General features: G+C 42.5%; 19 protein-coding genes. 18 read left to right on the forward strand and 1 reads right to left on the reverse strand.

All coding sequences use genetic code 11. The annotated features are described in order from the left end of the window. The first annotated feature begins 18 nt into the window (after positions 1-18). Both HQQ94_RS07145 and HQQ94_RS07150 read left to right on the forward strand, forming a co-directional pair. Entirely contained in the window at positions 19-159 is a 141-nt protein-coding gene (locus HQQ94_RS07145) for a hypothetical protein (protein WP_173293765.1), read from the forward strand. Positions 160-246: 87 nt separating this feature from the next. After that, positions 247-972, forward strand: coding sequence for a hypothetical protein (locus HQQ94_RS07150; RefSeq protein ID WP_173293766.1), 726 nt, complete (start codon positions 247-249; stop codon positions 970-972). 287 nt (positions 973-1,259) lie between these two features. On the opposite strand, the gene HQQ94_RS22840 is transcribed toward HQQ94_RS07150, so the two are convergent. Next, on the reverse strand, positions 1,260-1,388 hold the full coding sequence (locus tag HQQ94_RS22840) for a hypothetical protein (protein WP_302051840.1): 129 nt from the start codon (positions 1,386-1,388) through the stop codon (positions 1,260-1,262). A gap of 581 nt (positions 1,389-1,969) precedes the next feature. On the opposite strand from HQQ94_RS22840, the gene HQQ94_RS07155 reads away from it, so the two are divergent. The 16 genes from HQQ94_RS07155 to HQQ94_RS07225 all read left to right on the forward strand — a co-directional run bounded on the left by HQQ94_RS07155 (position 1,970) and on the right by HQQ94_RS07225 (position 17,199). Then, the gene (locus HQQ94_RS07155) at positions 1,970-3,217 is read left to right on the forward strand and encodes a hypothetical protein (RefSeq protein WP_173293767.1); all 1,248 of its coding nucleotides are present in this window, start codon (positions 1,970-1,972) and stop codon (positions 3,215-3,217) included. Continuing rightward, on the forward strand, positions 3,165-4,013 hold the full coding sequence (locus HQQ94_RS07160) for a hypothetical protein (protein WP_173293768.1): 849 nt from the start codon (positions 3,165-3,167) through the stop codon (positions 4,011-4,013). Before HQQ94_RS07155 ends, HQQ94_RS07160 begins: the two co-directional genes overlap by 53 nt. Positions 4,014-5,025: 1,012 nt before the next feature. After that, a complete protein-coding gene (locus HQQ94_RS22845) occupies positions 5,026-5,157 on the forward strand; it encodes a hypothetical protein (protein ID WP_302051841.1) in 132 nt (43 codons plus the stop codon). 1 nt (position 5,158) lies between these two features. Next, positions 5,159-6,598 carry a hypothetical protein gene (locus HQQ94_RS07165; RefSeq protein WP_173293769.1) on the forward strand — a complete coding sequence of 480 codons (1,440 nt, stop codon included), beginning with the start codon at positions 5,159-5,161 and terminating at the stop codon, positions 6,596-6,598. Positions 6,599-7,007: 409 nt separating this feature from the next. Further along, entirely contained in the window at positions 7,008-7,832 is an 825-nt protein-coding gene (locus HQQ94_RS07170) for a hypothetical protein (RefSeq protein WP_173293770.1), read from the forward strand. A gap of 691 nt (positions 7,833-8,523) precedes the next feature. Next, a complete protein-coding gene (locus tag HQQ94_RS07175; protein WP_173293771.1) occupies positions 8,524-8,781 on the forward strand; it encodes a type II toxin-antitoxin system Phd/YefM family antitoxin in 258 nt (85 codons plus the stop codon). Next, positions 8,769-9,068 (forward strand): type II toxin-antitoxin system RelE/ParE family toxin, encoded by a 300-nt coding sequence (locus tag HQQ94_RS07180; protein ID WP_173293772.1) that lies wholly within the window; start codon positions 8,769-8,771, stop codon positions 9,066-9,068. Before HQQ94_RS07175 ends, HQQ94_RS07180 begins: the two co-directional genes overlap by 13 nt. 431 nt (positions 9,069-9,499) lie before the next feature. Then, a complete protein-coding gene (locus HQQ94_RS07185; protein WP_173293773.1) occupies positions 9,500-10,324 on the forward strand; it encodes a cobalamin-binding protein in 825 nt (274 codons plus the stop codon). Between the two features lie 121 nt (positions 10,325-10,445). Next, a complete protein-coding gene (locus tag HQQ94_RS07190; RefSeq protein ID WP_173293774.1) occupies positions 10,446-10,829 on the forward strand; it encodes an MAPEG family protein in 384 nt (127 codons plus the stop codon). Positions 10,830-10,943: 114 nt separating this feature from the next. Next, entirely contained in the window at positions 10,944-11,396 is a 453-nt protein-coding gene (locus tag HQQ94_RS07195; protein ID WP_173293775.1) for a YeeE/YedE family protein, read from the forward strand. Between the two features lie 28 nt (positions 11,397-11,424). Next, positions 11,425-11,892, forward strand: a complete 468-nt coding sequence (locus HQQ94_RS07200) for a YeeE/YedE family protein (protein ID WP_173293776.1) — start codon at positions 11,425-11,427, stop codon at positions 11,890-11,892. Positions 11,893-12,191: 299 nt separating this feature from the next. Then, a complete protein-coding gene (locus HQQ94_RS07205; protein WP_173296556.1) occupies positions 12,192-13,454 on the forward strand; it encodes an efflux RND transporter periplasmic adaptor subunit in 1,263 nt (420 codons plus the stop codon). A gap of 10 nt (positions 13,455-13,464) precedes the next feature. Continuing rightward, positions 13,465-13,725 (forward strand): hypothetical protein, encoded by a 261-nt coding sequence (locus HQQ94_RS07210; RefSeq protein WP_173293777.1) that lies wholly within the window; start codon positions 13,465-13,467, stop codon positions 13,723-13,725. Positions 13,726-13,891: 166 nt separating this feature from the next. After that, positions 13,892-14,662 carry an ABC transporter ATP-binding protein gene (locus HQQ94_RS07215; RefSeq protein ID WP_173293778.1) on the forward strand — a complete coding sequence of 257 codons (771 nt, stop codon included), beginning with the start codon at positions 13,892-13,894 and terminating at the stop codon, positions 14,660-14,662. Between the two features lie 11 nt (positions 14,663-14,673). Then, positions 14,674-15,975, forward strand: a complete 1,302-nt coding sequence (locus HQQ94_RS07220) for an ABC transporter permease (RefSeq protein ID WP_173293779.1) — start codon at positions 14,674-14,676, stop codon at positions 15,973-15,975. Positions 15,976-15,987: 12 nt separating this feature from the next. After that, the gene (locus HQQ94_RS07225; protein WP_173296557.1) at positions 15,988-17,199 is read left to right on the forward strand and encodes an ABC transporter permease; all 1,212 of its coding nucleotides are present in this window, start codon (positions 15,988-15,990) and stop codon (positions 17,197-17,199) included. Positions 17,200-17,358: the final 159 nt, after the last annotated feature.

Raw genomic sequence — 17,358 nt, forward strand, 5'->3', positions numbered from 1 at the left:
CACTAATGGATGGAATGGATGGACGGCGGCAGTTTGAAGTTGCGGTTTAGTGCCGTCAGTATTGAAGTGGAAAGTGGAAAGTGGAAAGTGGAAAGTGGAAAGTGGAAAGTGGAAAGTGGAAAAGGAGATGGAAAGTTAAATGGAACAAGTAAGCGATAAGGACGTCTTTTTGTTCAAAAAATTAGGGCTAAAAAACAGCGCCAAAACTCCCGCGACCCGTATTATCACAGTTGGAGGTAAGGTGTCATGATCACTGAGCAAGAGATCCAAGCGTTAAAGCAGCAAGTTTACCAAGAGCCTGTGATTTATGAATGGGAATTTATCGGCTTTAGTGGAAAACATGGGCCTTTAATTCGTTGGGTTGCTTCTATTCTTGTCGGATTTTCTTTCCCCATTTTTTTATTTTGTGTAGAAGATATGGGGTATGGAGGAATATTCACACTACTTTCTGTAGGAATTATAGGCATGCTCATGAACCGCTACTTGTTCTTGCCAGATAACCATTATCAATATCAGTTAACCAAATTGGGCATACATTATACTAAAGAACAAGTCATCCCCGAGGCGGCATACACTGTCATCAGGGGCATAGCCTGGGTCGGTATTCTAGTGTGTTTACTTGCCTTGATGGTGATAGGGCCGCTGGCATTTGTTGGCGCGGGGGCATTTGGCTTGATGGCATTTGGCATGACCAATTTTAAGTCAAAAGTTGATAAATTTAGTATTTTATTCTCCGATGCTAATGTGTTGTTTGATCTTAAAAATGATCTTTTGCTGGATATTGATTCTATTAATGAAATTAATTTAGTTTTTTCTAGGACTCTTTTTGCAAATTCCTTAGAACAAAAACAAATATTGCTTGAGCAACTCGTGCCCTTGCTTAGTGCGTTGGGTGAACTTGAAGTGATTGAAATTAAGCGACACAATGACATGTATAAACATCCAATGTACGACGAGAAACCTGCACAATAATATGTGCGCGCCTCTTCAGCTTTTCTAACAGTGAACAGCAGCTTGATTAAGTCAGTCAAGCGAGCCTAGACGGTGTGATCGTGCCCGCCGCACTAATGGATGCAATGGATGGACGGCAGTCGTTGTCAGCGGCGGTTTAGTATAAAGTTATGCCTGTCCCATCTCTTCTTTTGGACATTAATTGGTTAACTTGTCAGATAACAAGTTTCAAGTCTCTTTTTAGCTGGGGTTCATTGGGCTGGTTTGGTGTTTGATTGGCTTATTGATGACCAAAGTTTCAAATTAGATTAATCACCTGCCGTGGGCCTATGTGCAGATACTTCTGCGGTACGCTGTGAATACTTCCATGTAAGCTCGACGATGGCATCCATGCCATCAACGGCCGCAGCCGTATCTACACCCTTGTATAAAGCCAAGACTCGTTTCTTCGATTTTTGATTCTTGGTTGCTAGCACGGTTTTGGACAGAAATCAGATAGGTTATTTACTCTAATTCGGGAGGTCCAGATGAGAAAAAGTATCTTAGTTTCTTCGTAGGATCAAATTTGATCCGTCCCCTTATACCCTCGCAAGTTAACAATGAATGGCAGTGACCAAACGTTGCTTTCACCAACAATACCCAGCAGACTAAAGATGTGCATATCTTTTCTGATCATACACATAAAATGTTAAAAAGCATATGGTCGACTACTTAACAATAGCTGGCTATGATTTTTTTAATGGTTAAGGAGGAAGAGTGGGGAATACCCACGTAAGCTGATTTTGAATTATCCGCGACTTTAGGTAAATTACACATCAATAATATACATATTAGCTCGCAGCATCTGTTGATAGAAAAGAGTTAGCTTGTATTTATGATTGGGTATCTATTTCCACATTAATCAAGAATCATCATCACAGTGTTCAGGTTCGACTAGTCTAGTTGATTATTTTATTTGTTATTCCTAACGTGCCATTTTTCTGCTTAGGATTCATGTTTAATTTACAAAGAGGTTATAATGAAGCGATACGAAACAAAGTTTAGTCTTTCCATACTGTCAGCTACGCTAGTGGTCGCTTTATCTTTTTCCTCTGCAGCCATGGCCGCTGATTCAGATGGTGATGGTCTAGATGACAGTATCGAAAGGATGTATGGCTGGAACCCCTATGATGCTAACTCTCCAGGTGAAACAGATACAGATTTAGATGGGCTTACCGATCTGACCGAGTATAAAGCCTATACCAATATCTTTGATGAAAATAACCCTGTCTATGATGGCGCGTCAGATGATGATGGTGATACTTTACCTAAAGGTCTTGAAGTGTTTTTAATGGGGACAGATCCAGATAATCCCGATACTGATGGCGATGCTTTACGTGATGATGTTGATCCGAACCCTGTTAGTCCAGCAGTAGGACCTGGTCCAATTGCTAGCAATGTTAACATTATGGCGAATGGTTCGATCAGCACCGCTAATGGGAATACTCTGACAGGAACTTATACATATCTGTTGAATGAAGATAGCCCAAAACCAGAAGGTCATTCGCAATGGCAATGGAAAGCCGATGAAGTTGTATTAGAAGCAGGAACAGGAAATGAAGATACTCAAAGAGTTTTACCACTAGATTCAGAGGCTTTAAAAGAGGTTGTGGGCAGTAAAATATCATTTTGTGTGATGCCTGTGGATATTGATTCACAGGCTGGATTAGAATCTTGTGCTGAAGTTGGCCCTTTAGAAAGTGGTGATAATAATCTAATACCTAATTTAGTACAAATGAGTAGTTATTTACATCAAAATGGTCAATATGATCTTTATGCACCACAACCTGAATCTGGCGAAATAGTGTCTACTTCTTCAGCATTTGCAAAAATTGAGACAGATAGATCAGTAATCGCTTGGGGGAATGCGGCGAATGGTGGTGATGCTAGTGTTGTACAAAGTGAGTTAAGAGACGTTATAGATATCTATGCAACTAAGAATGCTTTTGCAGCATTGAGGCTCGATGGCAGCCTAGTTACTTGGGGGAGTGCAACTTATGGTGGGGACTCTAGTACAGTACAAGATCAATTAATGAATATCAAAACAGTCTATTCAACGGGTAGCTATAATAATAGCGGTGCTTTTGCAGCTCTTAAAAATGATGGAACCGTAGTTACTTGGGGAAGTGCAAGTTATGGTGGCAATTCTAGTGCAGTACAAACGGAACTGACTGGTGTCACAGCAATTTATGCTAATACAGGTGCTTTTGCAGCTCTTAAAAAATGATGGAACCGTAGTTACTTGGGGAAGTGCAAGTTATGGTGGCAATTCTAGTGCAGTAGCAGAGCAATTGATCAATGTATCTGTAATTTATGCAAATCAATGGTCTTTTGCAGCTCTTAAAAATGATGGAACAGTGGTTACTTGGGGAAATGCAACTTATGGCGGTAATTCTAGTAGTGTACAAAATGAGTTAACCGAAGTCAGTGAAATTTATACGGCAGAATGGAGTTCGGCAGCATTAAAAGATGATGGTACAGTGGTGACGTGGGGAAGCGCAAGTTATGGTGGTAACTCCAGTGCTGTACAAGCTCAACTTACTAACGTTAAAACAATGAGCTCTAATTATAGCGCTTTTGCAGCTTTAAAAAATGATGGAACTGTGGTTACTTGGGGAAATGCAGGTTATGGCGGAGATTCCAGTACTGTACATGACAAGCTCATCAATATAGTGGCCATTTATCCTAATCAGCGTTCTTTTGCAGCTTTAAAAGATGATGGTACTGTGGTCACTTGGGGGAATGCAACTTATGGTGGGAATTCCAGTGCAGTAGAGGAGCAATTAACTGGAGTCGTTACAATTTATTCAAACGAGCGTGCTTTTTCGGCTCTTAGAAATGACGGTTCCGTGGTCAGTTGGGGGACTGCGACTTATGGAGGGGACTCCAGTACCGTAGAGGAACAATTGACTAATGTAACAGCTATTTATTCCAATGATTACGCTTTTTCAGCCATGAAAGAGGATGGAAGTATGGTATGTTGGGGGAGAGCTGGGTATGGTGATACTTGTCCTACTCCTTAACTATTTTTGTTTAGTAAAATACAGATAGACACCGCATTGAAGATGCCAGCATAAGAATGTTGGCATTATTTCCAAGCAACTTGCCATATTTAGTTTATATTAGAATTTATTTCACATCTGAAAATATTCTTAATATTATAGTGATGAATTGATGTTTTATAATAGCCTTATCTCATCAGTCTGAGGAAGTGTTATCTATAGCTGCAGCCAGTCCATTAAGCAGCATTCAATACCGCTGTTCGCCATAGTTGTCTCCACTCCTCCTGACTTGCCAAAGCCGCTCTTATTTGTAAAATAGGCTCTAATCCTTCTCTTGACCAAAGCATATGATGCTGACCTTTACAACTGAAGATATGGTGAAGAGATGGGACAGGCATAACTTTATAGACTACACAAAAGCCTTTTACATTAGCTTTTCTAAAACTAAAACTTTATTCAGCTTACTTGCCTTTTTATCTGCGAAACCAATTTTGGGGGCAAAAATAAGCCAGAAAACTAACCAGCAAGGCCAAATCGAAGAAATACGCTTGCTTTACTAGAAGGGTGTAGATACGGCTGTGAGCTTCGATGACAAGGCGAAGTTTCACAAAGTGAAACTCTATGAGCGAGAGACATTGATGTAGAACTGGCCGTTTAACATGGACGTTATTGGTTTTAGTAGAGCCCACAAGGCCCATTCAGTTCCATACTGAATTAGGCATTTCCTCCATCGGTGGAGGTCAGATGTACTCGCAGCGTGTCATAGAAGCATCTACACATAAGGTCGTTCTTAGGCATCTGACCCATAGGGATATGGGAAGTCTTGAGATGCAGGGAGCACTCTGACCTGCCTTTACGACATTGGTGCATCCTTGCACGGCACCTGCTGCAAGCAATAAGTAACAATGCAGATACACTGTTATTGACACGTGACCAAGTGAGAAATATGGAGGCTAAAGTTCCCCTTTCAACATTATGGGGATCCCCACAATTAATATGCCCCTTGTGTGAGTTGGGGGTTATGGAGACCCAATTGGGATTACAGCTCATAAGCGATCAAGAAAACCCCAATGTGGTGCAAGTCCGGCAACGGCAGCGTGATACCTTGCCTTCACAGCCGTTAACCCCTTGGCCGCTTGCATTAACCCAGCTCTTAGGAGGCTAGTATGCCCAGTTCAGCTGATGTCACATCAGGTACAGATTCAACGTCAGACAGTGACGCCGCCCTTGGCGGTTCACTCGATAGCGCAGTGGAGCTAGCGTCTAAAAGCTTGCTCACCAGTGGTGAAAGTGCCCAATGTGATAATTTTGCCCGCATCGGCTTAGCCCCTAGGCCGTCAAATACCGGCCGAGAGCCGCTGTGTATCAGCGCTTTTTTATCGAGTAAAACTCGCCAATTTATCGAATTTAGCTTTGTCAGCACTAATGTCCATGCGGCGCAAATGCTGATCTGGGTGCGTGTATTGATTCTGTGTATGATCTTATATGGCATGTGGGAATTAACTATGGAGAGGAATCCACTTCTGCTTCTTCCGATGACCTTACCTCTGTTGATGGGTTTTTCTCTCTGGTTTTGGTTGGAGCAACAAGACATGGCTCGGGAGGCCTCTAGTCAGTTACCGCTGCGCGTTCATGGCCAACGCCAAGAAGTGATCTTGTCTCGCCCCCAAGCCAATCAGCCCATCCCTCAACGACCGTCACTTATGGGCAGCCACTGGTCAATCTTTTTACTGATTTCAGCGTTTTTTTTGTTCTCAATAGGAGGAATATTCTTACTCGGGCAGCTAGACGGACAATTTTTATTCATGGAGTTTAAAAGCTCAAGAGGACTAAAATCTGTATTCATTCCCGGTTTAATCTTATTTTTACTGAGTTTTATTCCCCTCTACAAACTGGCGCAACCTTGGCGCCAGTATTTTAGTGATAAAAAAGGCTTGGTGGTCAGCGAAGAGTTACTGGCCGTGCCTTGGGAAAAGCTGGCCATTGAGTACCAATCCTCATCTATGATGAGCCTATTTACCGCGACCAATATGCAGTTTTTAGTCTTAAGTGCGCCTGATGTTAACGACCCAAGTAACAGTATTGCTGCGGTCAGTATTCCGGTGCACTCACAGGAAGAGGCGTTTTGTTTATATGAGTTCATCCGTCAATACATGGATGAATATCAAGACACTAAAGGCCAAGACAATGCCACTTTGGCGGCCCTTGATGTTGCAGAGCCTGAATATAACCGCGCTGGCTATCAACGCCTGTTACAACAGCGCTGGCAGTATAACCCGGTGAGCTATTTTTTATGGCGCGGCTGGTATTGGCTGACGTTACGTTATTTGGCTCATTGGATGTTGGAATACCATCACGACATCATGCCAGCTAAGGTGCGTGCGCGTGAAGATTTACAAACCTGGTCGGCAGCATTGCCAGAAGCTCAGTGGAAAACCACCTCAGCGGCGCTCAAAACACTCAACCAAACTCTGGAAGCCTTATACCAACAGGGCCACCAGTGGGAAAGTGAGCCAGTACAGGCCATATTGGCCCAGCAACGTCATCGCGGCGAAGAGCGAAAAGATGTTGATGACATCGCAGTGAATAAGCCTCTAGATAAATAGGTTAATCACACCTACCATCTTGAAGTGGCTTAGTTAACTGTTGTGATTTATCTAGCAGAATGCTTAAGAGAAGCCATAAGACTGATGGACATATTCTAACCACGAGCTTATGTTAAAAATATTATGGATGTCCACTTAGTGCAATTGCAGAGGCTATGTGATGAAGACAGAGGATATATTTTAAAATCAATAGTTTAAACATTACCTTGCTCAGGGGTATTGTAGGTTATAAAGGGTAAATTTATCTTATGTTAACTATGAGTGGCTTAGTTAACTGTTTGTTAGGTAATATGTTTACAACAAACACTTACAAGTGATATTTTTGCGAAGAAACTGACAAGAAAGCAGTATGTTATCCTGCTGCTAATCAATAAGCTGTTATGCAACAACAAATATTCGGAGTTAATTGATGAGTGAAAGTGTAACGACAATTATTAAGGTATTGTCATCTTTAACCTCTCCCAAGGCATCAGTGAAATATATATCTGTTGGTATCTTCATGTTACTCACGTGGAAATACATTAGTAAAATAGTTGATATTACAGGTATCTCGAGTGAGCAAAAAAGTGTAGTAGTCCTTTTTATTGGTTTAGGACTTGGATCTCTTATTGGTCACTTAATGTATTTAGGCTTTGATTATTGTTACTCAAAACACAAAAAATCAAAAGAAAAAAAAGCCAAACTGAAAATAGAAGAATCTGAAAGCAAAAAGACTCTTGATGAGTTTAAAAAAGTTTATCTACATTATGATCATTGGACAAAGAAGATTTTAAGGGATCTATCCAATAAAGAACTTTGCATTGAGTGGGAAAGGTATGGTTTGGATGCTCCCAAAGAGAATGGTTACATTCAAAAGGTACTGAATGTAGATAGCAGTAAAGATATCTACAAACTACACCCTGCATTGACTAGCTTTGTATCAAATGAATGGAGTGATGAGGTAAAAGCTAATATGGGGCAGTTATTTGATGACTTCAGTGAAAATAAGAAAAGCTTAGTAAAATTGTTAGAGTTTAAAAATAGAGGTCAAGAAGGTCCGCTAGCAGTAGATGCTATTGACGTGGCACGTAACCATCAATACATTTTTAATATCGAAGTAGAAGATGAAGATGGTTTTTATATTACATTAGAGCAACCATACCACGACTTGATTTGCGAAAAATTAAATGTTGAACTTGCTGATGAAACATACATATTAAAATCAAGAATAATATTGATGGAAAATGTTGCCTAATCGGGTGCCGGAGGTGTCTAGCCTCCAGCCCCCGCACCACCCTGCATGCGGCTCCGCACACGACTAAATGGATTTAGGAGGTAGGGCGAAGCAGGATGCCAGAGCCGAGGGCGGTTCATGGCTAGCACTCAACAATAAAATGTCCTAACTTCAACTTTCTTGCTAACTTCTTTGCTCCGAGTGAACTACGATCCATCCATCTCTCAGTGAACATAACCCCGCTTTCTTAACCATTACTTCAAGCTTTTCATTACTCGGCGCTTGCTGTATCCCTCTAGTCTACGCCTCATATAATGTTCTTGTTCATCAGCTCCACTCTTTAATCCTTAACAGGGCTAGCGGCTTGACCACCAAGGATGGTGGAAATGCAGATATTGCAGGAGCAACATATCAGTCCTTCAGACCAAGCCTCGCTATTCGCTAGTAGTTAGCGTTTAATAACAGTAAGTTATTCTCTTTTAGAAAGAGTAACGGTGATCTTCCTACAGAGCTTATGTATAATAGAAAGTCACCTCATTAGTTGATGCCGATGCTGGGCGTACACAATACGTTCAATGTTCGCCAGCAAAGCTGGCTGGACCGCTAAAAGCGCTGCTTCGCAGCAACGCGGCCCATTAACTCAGTGTTAGCTGTATTTCCCAAATTGGTTTGCAAGTGCTACTATAGTGATACTATTTGAGTGGGGAATATTATGAGAGTAGAACTAGTAACAACACTGAAGCGTCAAGCCACTAAGATATTATCTGAACTTCACTCTTCTAAAGAGCCAGTGTTGATCACTGAGCATGGGCAACCATCAGCATACCTTGTAGATGTCGATGACTTCGAATTCATGCAAAAACGAATGCAAATTCTCGAGGCTCTTGCAAAAGGTGAGCAGGCAATAAGTCGTGGTGAAACCATGTCTAATATTGACGCTAAAGAGAAAATGAATAAATGGCTGAAATAATCTGGACAAACCCAGCTCTGGAAGATATTAACGATGTTGCTGAATATATTGCTTTGAGTAATCTACAATTAGCTAAAAATTTGGTGGCGAAAATCTTCAATAAGGTTGAACGTCTCGAAGCGTTTCCCGAATCAGGGAAGAAACCGATTGAGTTAACTAACCTAAATTATCGTGAAATAGTGGTTAACCCGTGTCGTATATTTTATAAAATAGACAACGATAAGGTTTTTATTTTGCACGTTATGAGGCAAGAGCGTGATTTAAGAAAGTTCTTGTTGCTAGCGTAGTACACAGCTAACAGATTAGGATAGGCCGCGCGCAGCCGCGCCGCTTAATATCGCTATCTTGGCCCCTATCTTTGTTGTGCTTTCTAGTAATAGCCAGCTATTACGTACGAAATCCCGCCTTGATATCGACAAAAATGTCGGCATTAAGCCAGTGGGTGGGTAAATAATAATCAGATGAAGTTTAACTTATTGATTTTAAGTGAAAAATCAAACATATCTGACACTCGTTATCCCGAGTTCAGGTTAACTAAGCGCTTTAGCTGCTTTTAATTAGGAGCCTTTCAGCTGTATTTGAAATAGCTGTCAGCGGCTTTAGAGAGCGTGTATGCTCATGGCTTTGCAGTTTATTGAAGAGTTTGATTTGACGGCTAGCCCTCGTTCATAACAATGTGGTCTTTTGGGGTGGCGATCTTGGATTTTAGAGGGTTTTAATGAGATTTTTATCAAGAGTCAGCCTGTTGCTGGTGGCTATTGGCGCTGCAAATATGGCGCTGGCAGCGCCTGCCAAGCGGGTGATAGCCTTGTCGCCACATTCGGTAGAAATGTTATATGCCATCGGGGCGGGTGAGTCTATTTTAGCGACCACCGCTCACACTGATTTTCCGCCAGCCGCGCTCAGTATTCCTCAAATTGGGGGGAATAACGGTATTTTAATTGAACGTGTGCTTGAGCTTAATCCCGATCTTGTGGTGGTATGGGGCAGTGGTAATAAGGCTGAAGATATTACTCGGTTAAAGAGCTTAGGGTTTAAGGTATTTAATAGTGATCCTAAGAGTTTGGACGGGGTGGCTGCTGATGTGAAAGCATTAGGTGAACTGACGGGTCATACAGATGAGGCGAACAAGGTTGCTGATGATTACCTTGTCGAACTTGCAACATTGCGTAGGCGTAATGCAACTAAAGCCGATGTTAAGGTTTTCTATCAGCTCTGGTCTACCCCTTTAATGACGGTGTCTAAACACAGTTGGATCCAGCAGATCATTGATGTTTGCCACGGTGATAATGTGTATGTTGACGCTGCCAGCGATTACCCGCAAGTGAGTGTAGAAAGTGTGCTATTGAAGATGCCGGAGGTTATTTTACAAAGTCAGGATAAAGGCAACATTTTAGGTGTTGACTGGAGTCAGTGGCAAGAAATACCCGCAGTTAATAATAAGCATATCTATCAACTTAATGCCGATCTTTTACATCGAGCGACGCCTAGGGCATTATTGGGAGTTAGTGCACTGTGTGAAGCTTTGGATAAAGCAAGATAGCTTTTGACTCAGTATTAGAACTAATGATGAATACCAAACGAATTGAGCATCAGTCATGTTTTGGATTGTGCTTGATGATAATCAATAGGCATCACTGCCTGATAATTAACAGGATTTCTCTATGACAAGCTTACTCATCTGCTTATTTCTGGCAATGTTATTGCCTTATTTGACGAAAGGCCCTCTAGCATGGGCAATGGCGAAATCTGGGGGATATGATAATGCCCATCCAAGAGATCAACAGGCAAAATTAACCGGCTTTGGTGCGCGTGCATTAGCGGGTCATCAAAACGCATTTGAATCGCTGCTGATTTTTGGACTCGCGGTATTGACAGTGATTGCGACTGATAACGTCAACGATACTGTGGTGACGTTAGCCATTGTCCATATTATTGCGCGATTTGCTTATCAGTTACTGTATTTACTTGATAAAGGCACACTGCGTTCGCTGTCTTGGTTTGTGGCAGTCTTGTGTTCTTTTGCCATTTTTTGGCAAGCGATTTAAGGTCATAGTATCTATCATTGTGGTTATATTGATGCCGTGATGGTTTGAGACCAAGCGGTGAATGCAAAGGTGAATGATTTCAGGTTGGATCATGATTAATTTGGAGCTCGATTGATGGACACTTCTATCTCTTTATTATCGCTTATTTGGGCACTATTGGGTGGCATGTTAATTGGTTTTTCGGCTATTGGCTTAATGGTTTTTAATGGCAGAATAGCGGGGATCAGCGGCATTTTATCGTTTGCGATTTTTAGCAATAAAAAGCAGGCTAGTGAGGCCAATAAAGGCTTAGCGTGGCAATGGTACTTTTTATTTGGCCTTATGCTCGTAGGTGTTGTGTATGTGCAAATCGCAGGACCCATGGGGATCGCGGCATTTAAATTTAATCAAGTGCCCACATTTTTGTTAGTGATGGGCGGACTATTAGTGGGGCTGGGGAGCAACCTAGGTTCTGGCTGTACCAGTGGCCATGGGATCTGCGGCATAGGGCGATTGTCGCTTCGATCTATCATCGCGACTGGCGTATTTATGTTAACGGGCATCATTGCTGCGATGTTAGTCCATTAATAATTTTTTTTAAAGGTGAAGATTAGATATGGATAATAAATGGGTCGCGTTTATTTCAGGGCTTCTTTTTGGCGTAGGATTGTTAATTTCAGGCATGGCAGATCCGGCTAAGGTGATCGGCTTTCTTGATTTGAAAGGTTTGTTTAATGGCAGCTGGGATCCCTCGTTAATACTGGTTATGTTGGGGGCCTTGCTGGTTTATATGCCGGTGTTTCATTGTTATATTAAACCAAGGCTCAATGCTGTTCCTGAACATAAAGCTACCGCTATTTGTGGCAGTGATTATCACCTGCCAGTGGCAGAAAAACCCAATCGTAGGCTAATCATAGGGGCTGGACTATTTGGCATTGGCTGGGGGATAGCTGGGATCTGTCCCGGGCCTGCTTTGGTCAATATTGGCAGTCTAGATATCAGCTTAGCCTTGTTTATTATTTCTATGTTAACCGGGATCTATATGGGTCAATTGAGCCAGCGTTATCTGAATTCCCACGCTTAAATTGACACTAAAATCATTATGATACCTATGATTTTTGCTGTTCTCTCTTTTACCTACCGCTATAAATAAGTTGTCCGTTTTCACTGCGGACACTTATTGTCTTATATGGATAAATAATCGGACACTTTCTCATATGTCCGCGGACATATTATTCTATCTGTTTATGTATAATTCTTAGTAACTAACTGATAAATATTGAATTGTAAATCTTGGCATATAATCTGCTTAGTTAGCTGTAATAACATATGTTGAACACTTTTTTGTTGAACTTTCATGATATGGACAGTTAGGAATAGATGATGATTAAGGATACCAGTGGACAGGACACTGTGGTATTGCCGAGCATGGGCAAAAAGTTAACATGGCCATTAGTGGCTGGGGCTGTGGTGTTGTTAGTCTCGGGTCTGGTGTGGTCAAGTGTTGGTGGCAGCAAGATCAGTGAGTCGATTAACCGTAGTGAGCTGAGATTTGCCACATTAGAGCGGGGCACATTAACCCGTGATATTGCTACCTCAGGTAAAATAGTCGCAGCCAATGCGCCCATTCTTTACAGCACAGATCAAGGCACAGTCACGTTACTGGCAAAGCCCGGTGACAGGGTCGAGCTGGGTGATGTGGTCGCCACTATCGAAAGTCACAAACTGACGAATAGCCTTAAGCAAGAGGAAGCACTGTTAGAAGGGATGCAAAGCTCATTAGAGCGAGCCCGTCTTGATGCCCGCCGTGAACAACTTAAAGCCCAGCAAACCATCGATGTGGCTAAGGTCGACCTTGAGGCGGCCGACAGAGAGAGTCGCCGTGGTGATGAGCTTATCGAAAGTAAATTGATCTCTACAATAGATTTTGAAAAGGGTAAAGATGATCTGCATAAAGCCAAGTTACTGTCGGCTCATGCACGGCAGGAAGCACAGTTGACGCGAGATACCTTAACCTTTGAAGTTAAAAATAAAGCGGCTGAAGTTAATCGACAAAAATTAGTGGTCAGTGAGCTTGAGCGTCAGGTTAGAGCATTAAATATTAAATCCCCTGTGGGGGGGATTATTGGTAATTGGTTGACGGAGCAAAAAGCGCGTATTGCTCAAAGTCAGCCTATTTTAACCGTTGTTGATTTGAGTGCTTTTGAAGCGGAATTGGCCGTGCCTGAGTCTTATGCCGATGAATTAGGACTGGGGATGAATGTGGAGTTGAGCTTTGGCGCGTTAACCTTAATAGGAGAGTTATCATCCATTTCACCAGAGGTGAGAGATCGTGAAGTAACAGCACGAGTTAAATTTGAGCAAGATGATCGCTTACACCTGCGGCAGAACCAACGATTATCGGCTCGTGTGTTACTTGAAAACCGCCCTAATGTGTTGATGGTAAAGCGGGGCGCATTTGTGTCAACGGGCGGCGGCAAGGAAGTGTATGCCATGAACGGTGATATTGCAGAGCAAACAGATATTCACTTAGGTGCCCGTAGTATGAGCCATATTGAGGTGCTGCAAGGGGGGAAAGTGGGTGATGTGTGGGTGATTTCCAGCATTCAAGATTTTAACCATGCAGAGCAAGTATTGGTGCGTTAGGAAGAGCAATATGAATATTTTAAATCAAGGTGTTAATGACAAAAAAAACGTTAATAAGGTCGACCTTGTTAGCAAAAAAATAGTCCTAAGCACATTGGCATTAATCCTACTGGCTGCAGTACAGGTATCGACGCAAAATGCAGGTGATTGGCTGCTGCTAGGCTTGAATATTTTAGATATGAGCCTATTTGAGACGACCCCCATTATTGAGGTTTCTCATGTCAGTCTCAGCACTCATTTTAATTCTGATTTTACTCATTATTTGAGTTAAACCGTGGAAATGATAATGAACTTAATTAACCAAGCCATTGAGTGCGTACGTGACTCAGTGTTGGTGACATTCATATTTTAAAAAATAGCTAAATAATGTCGGTTAAACTGAACGCGTTTCAGTATCTACAAAAAATAAATAAACAAATAAGACAGGGAATATACATATGTTATCCATGAAAAGTATCAGCAAAGTGTTTAAAACGGATCTGGTCGAGACCCATGCACTGCGTGATTTTAATTTAGAGGTTAATGAAGGCGAGTTTGTGGCGGTAACGGGACCGTCAGGCTCAGGGAAAACGACTTTCCTTAATATCGCAGGCTTGCTTGAAGGCTTTACCCATGGTGATTACTTTCTCGATGGGGTGAACATCTCAAACCTCAGTGATAACAAGAGCGCGGTGATTCGAAATGAAAAAATTGGTTTTATTTTCCAAGGGTTTAATTTGATTCCAGATCTAAATTTAGCTGAAAATGTTGAAATGCCACTGCGCTATCGCGGTTTTAATGCACAAGAACGTCAGCGCCGTGTCAAGCTCGCGCTTGAACAAGTGGGTTTGGCTGCGCGTATGAAGCATCTGCCATCACAATTGTCTGGTGGTCAACAGCAACGGGTGGCGATTGCCCGTGCTTTAGCGGGCGAGCCAAGGTTTTTACTGGCCGATGAGCCAACGGGAAACTTAGACAGCATGATGGCGCGCCAGGTGATGGAATTACTGGAAAATATCAATAAAGCTGGCACGACCATCATCATGGTGACCCACGATGCAGAGCTGGCGCGTCGCGCCCAGCGAAATATTCAGATAGTCGATGGTCAAGTATGTGACTTTACTATGTATCAAGCAGGGACTCATGCTGATAAGCCCCATCTGGTGACGAGTGCAGATAAAGGTCGTGACATGTCTGCGCGAGATAACACTGAGCAAGCGGCAAGCTAAGGGGCATTTTTATGTTTTTTTATTATTTAGATCTGGCTTGGCGCAGCATTAAAAAAACGCCATTTTTGTCACTGCTCATGGTATTAGCGATTTCTATCGGTATTGGTATCACCATTACTACCTTAAATATTTATCAAATGGCCTCTATTAACCCTGCGGGTGAGCGCTCAGCTAAATTATTTGAGGTGCGGCTATGGAGCCAGGGAGTGGATACTTGGGATGAATTGAATGAACAAATCACCTACCAAGATGGGTTTAATTTACGTAACAGTCCGGTTCCAGTTCGTCAGACCCCGATGTTTAGAACGGGTTTTGCGGTGCAAACCGATGATTCTAATTTTGCCCCTATATTAGAGAGTGTGCGGGTGACAGACTCTGATTTTTTCGGATTGTTTTCGGTGCCATTTCTCTATGGCAGCGCTTGGAGTCCACAAGTGGATAAAGAGGCGGCTTACCAAACGGTGATCAGTGCAGATCTTAATGATAAATTGTTTAAGGGTGAAAATAGCGTTGGCAGAACCATATATTTCAATAAAAAATCTTATCAGATTGTGGGGGTCACGAAAACATGGGATCCGAGTCCTAAATATTATGATGTGAATAATGGTGCTTTTAAGGATGCGGAGAAAATCTTTGTGCCTTATTCACTTGCGGCGATAGAGGAATATAGAAACTGGGGAAATAATCAGAGTTGGAAGCATGAGTACACCAATACTTATGCCGAGCGACTCGCATCAGAGTCTCATTGGAATCAATATTGGGTTGAGCTTGATAATCCTGAGCAAATTCGGACTTATAAGGAGTGGCTGGCTAACTATATTGAGCAGCAAAAACTTATCGGTCGTTTTGAGATGTCCAGTGCCACTGCCGAGTTAGCTGATGTCGAACAATGGCTTAACATAAACAAAGTGGTGCCAGAAGATAACAAGATACTCGTGGGGTTGAGCGCCCTGTTTTTACTGGTATGTTTGGTTAACATGCTGGGATTGTTACTGGCAAAATTTCTTAAGCGTGCCCCTGAAGTGGGGGTACGCCGGGCCATTGGTGCGAGTCGGGCGCAGATATTTGCTCAACATATGGTGGAGGTTGGCCTTATTGGTTTTTGTGGTGGCTTGTTGGGCTTGATGTGGGCGTGGGGATCATTGTCTATGCTCTCAGCTCATTTTGAGCTTCAAGATGCGCTGACTCAGCTGGATTTGACCATGTGGGTATTGGCGCCATGTATTGCTATTTTTACAGCTCTTATTGCAGGTATATATCCAGCGTGGCGCATTTGTGCAACTAACCCCAGCGTTCATTTGAAGAGCCAGTAAAAGGAGTTAATGATGTTACAAATTAAGCCTATTTTAACGATGTTGATGCGCAATAAGAGTGGCCCAATACTGCTGCTTATTCAGATCGTGCTATCGGTGGCTATCGTTGCCAATGCCAGTTTTATTATCTGTGAACGTATCAGCTTGATGGACAGAGACTCTGGAACGTCGGAAAAGGAAGTATTTGATTTTAAAATTTACAATTTTGATACTAATATCGATTTAGAGTCTCAAACTCAGCGCGATATCCGAGCTATTCGAGCGCTACCTGGGGTCATTGATGCATCAACAACAAGCATGACGCCACTGAGCGGCGGTGGTTGGTCAACAGGTTTCACTGTGGGAAGTAGTCTGGGAAAAGCCAAAGATACTGAGACTTCAGCCGTTTATTATGGTGACGAGCATATGCTCAATACTTTAGGTGTGAACCTAGTTGAAGGCCGTAACTTTTATGAGGAGGAGGTGCTGACAGGCAGTCCAAATTTGGCGACCCTTGCAATAGTGTCAAAAGCGTTTGCTAAAGTGACGTGGGGAGATACACCTGCGGTCGGCCAAATTATGTATGAAGGGGATTTTGGTGACCAGCCAATTAAGGTAATAGGTATTGTTGATAAATTACAAGGCGCATGGGTTAACAGTAAATATTTAAATAACAGTGTTATCTTAAATACACAATTGGTGCGGGCGTACACCAGGGTATTGGTTCGCGGGGAGGTTGGAACCTTAGCTCAACTCAAAGAGTCGATCCCTATTGCGCTACATAAAGATAATCGAGATCGTGTGATAGATGGTTTTACCCTGATTAGCGAGCATAGAAAGCGGGTTTACCGTAACCATGAGTTGATGGCGACGGTATTGTCTATGATGGTGGTCCTCCTGTTATTGATCACCTCTCTCGGGCTCGCGGGCATGGTGATGTTTAACATAGAGCGGCGCACCAAACAGATAGGCACGAGACGGGCACTAGGGGCCAAGAAGCGTGATATTATTAGTTTTTTCTTGGTAGAAAACTATATTATCTGCCTTGTTGGTGGACTCATTGGCGGCTTAGTGGCAATACAATTAGGTAAGCAGTTGATGAGTATCTACAGTTTACCCCAGCTTGAGCTGATGTATCCGCTGGCGACGGTGGCAGGATTAGTGGTACTGACCACCATTGCGGTTATTTTACCCGCAAGAAAAGCGGCTGATATTTCCCCAGCTATCGCGACGCGCAGTGTTTAATGTGTGGTAGATAGAGGGATAAATATCCCGCCCAATATGACGATTCGTAGTCGTTAACTGCTATTAAATGTTTGGCTTGCTAAAGCGAAAGAGGATTAGCCTTTAATTCTCTTTCGCTTTCAGTTAGTTTGAATACCATCTCTCTATTTTTGATTGCAT

This window comes from Shewanella sp. VB17, from assembly GCF_013248905.1.
Lineage (GTDB): Bacteria > Pseudomonadota > Gammaproteobacteria > Enterobacterales > Shewanellaceae > Shewanella.

Excerpts from the sequence above, each read along its gene's own strand:
- HQQ94_RS07145 (WP_173293765.1), top strand. The coding sequence starts at position 19 with ATGGACGGCGGCAGTTTGAAGTTGCGGTTTAGTGCCGTCAGTATTGAA.
- HQQ94_RS07150 (WP_173293766.1), top strand. The coding sequence starts at position 247 with ATGATCACTGAGCAAGAGATCCAAGCGTTAAAGCAGCAAGTTTACCAA.
- HQQ94_RS07155 (WP_173293767.1), top strand. The coding sequence starts at position 1,970 with ATGAAGCGATACGAAACAAAGTTTAGTCTTTCCATACTGTCAGCTACG.
- HQQ94_RS07165 (WP_173293769.1), top strand. The coding sequence starts at position 5,159 with ATGCCCAGTTCAGCTGATGTCACATCAGGTACAGATTCAACGTCAGAC.
- HQQ94_RS07170 (WP_173293770.1), top strand. The coding sequence starts at position 7,008 with ATGAGTGAAAGTGTAACGACAATTATTAAGGTATTGTCATCTTTAACC.
- HQQ94_RS07175 (WP_173293771.1), top strand. The coding sequence starts at position 8,524 with ATGAGAGTAGAACTAGTAACAACACTGAAGCGTCAAGCCACTAAGATA.
- HQQ94_RS07180 (WP_173293772.1), top strand. The coding sequence starts at position 8,769 with ATGGCTGAAATAATCTGGACAAACCCAGCTCTGGAAGATATTAACGAT.
- HQQ94_RS07185 (WP_173293773.1), top strand. The coding sequence starts at position 9,500 with ATGAGATTTTTATCAAGAGTCAGCCTGTTGCTGGTGGCTATTGGCGCT.
- HQQ94_RS07190 (WP_173293774.1), top strand. The coding sequence starts at position 10,446 with ATGACAAGCTTACTCATCTGCTTATTTCTGGCAATGTTATTGCCTTAT.
- HQQ94_RS07195 (WP_173293775.1), top strand. The coding sequence starts at position 10,944 with ATGGACACTTCTATCTCTTTATTATCGCTTATTTGGGCACTATTGGGT.
- HQQ94_RS07200 (WP_173293776.1), top strand. The coding sequence starts at position 11,425 with ATGGATAATAAATGGGTCGCGTTTATTTCAGGGCTTCTTTTTGGCGTA.
- HQQ94_RS07205 (WP_173296556.1), top strand. The coding sequence starts at position 12,192 with ATGATTAAGGATACCAGTGGACAGGACACTGTGGTATTGCCGAGCATG.
- HQQ94_RS07210 (WP_173293777.1), top strand. The coding sequence starts at position 13,465 with ATGAATATTTTAAATCAAGGTGTTAATGACAAAAAAAACGTTAATAAG.
- HQQ94_RS07215 (WP_173293778.1), top strand. The coding sequence starts at position 13,892 with ATGTTATCCATGAAAAGTATCAGCAAAGTGTTTAAAACGGATCTGGTC.
- HQQ94_RS07220 (WP_173293779.1), top strand. The coding sequence starts at position 14,674 with ATGTTTTTTTATTATTTAGATCTGGCTTGGCGCAGCATTAAAAAAACG.
- HQQ94_RS07225 (WP_173296557.1), top strand. The coding sequence starts at position 15,988 with ATGTTACAAATTAAGCCTATTTTAACGATGTTGATGCGCAATAAGAGT.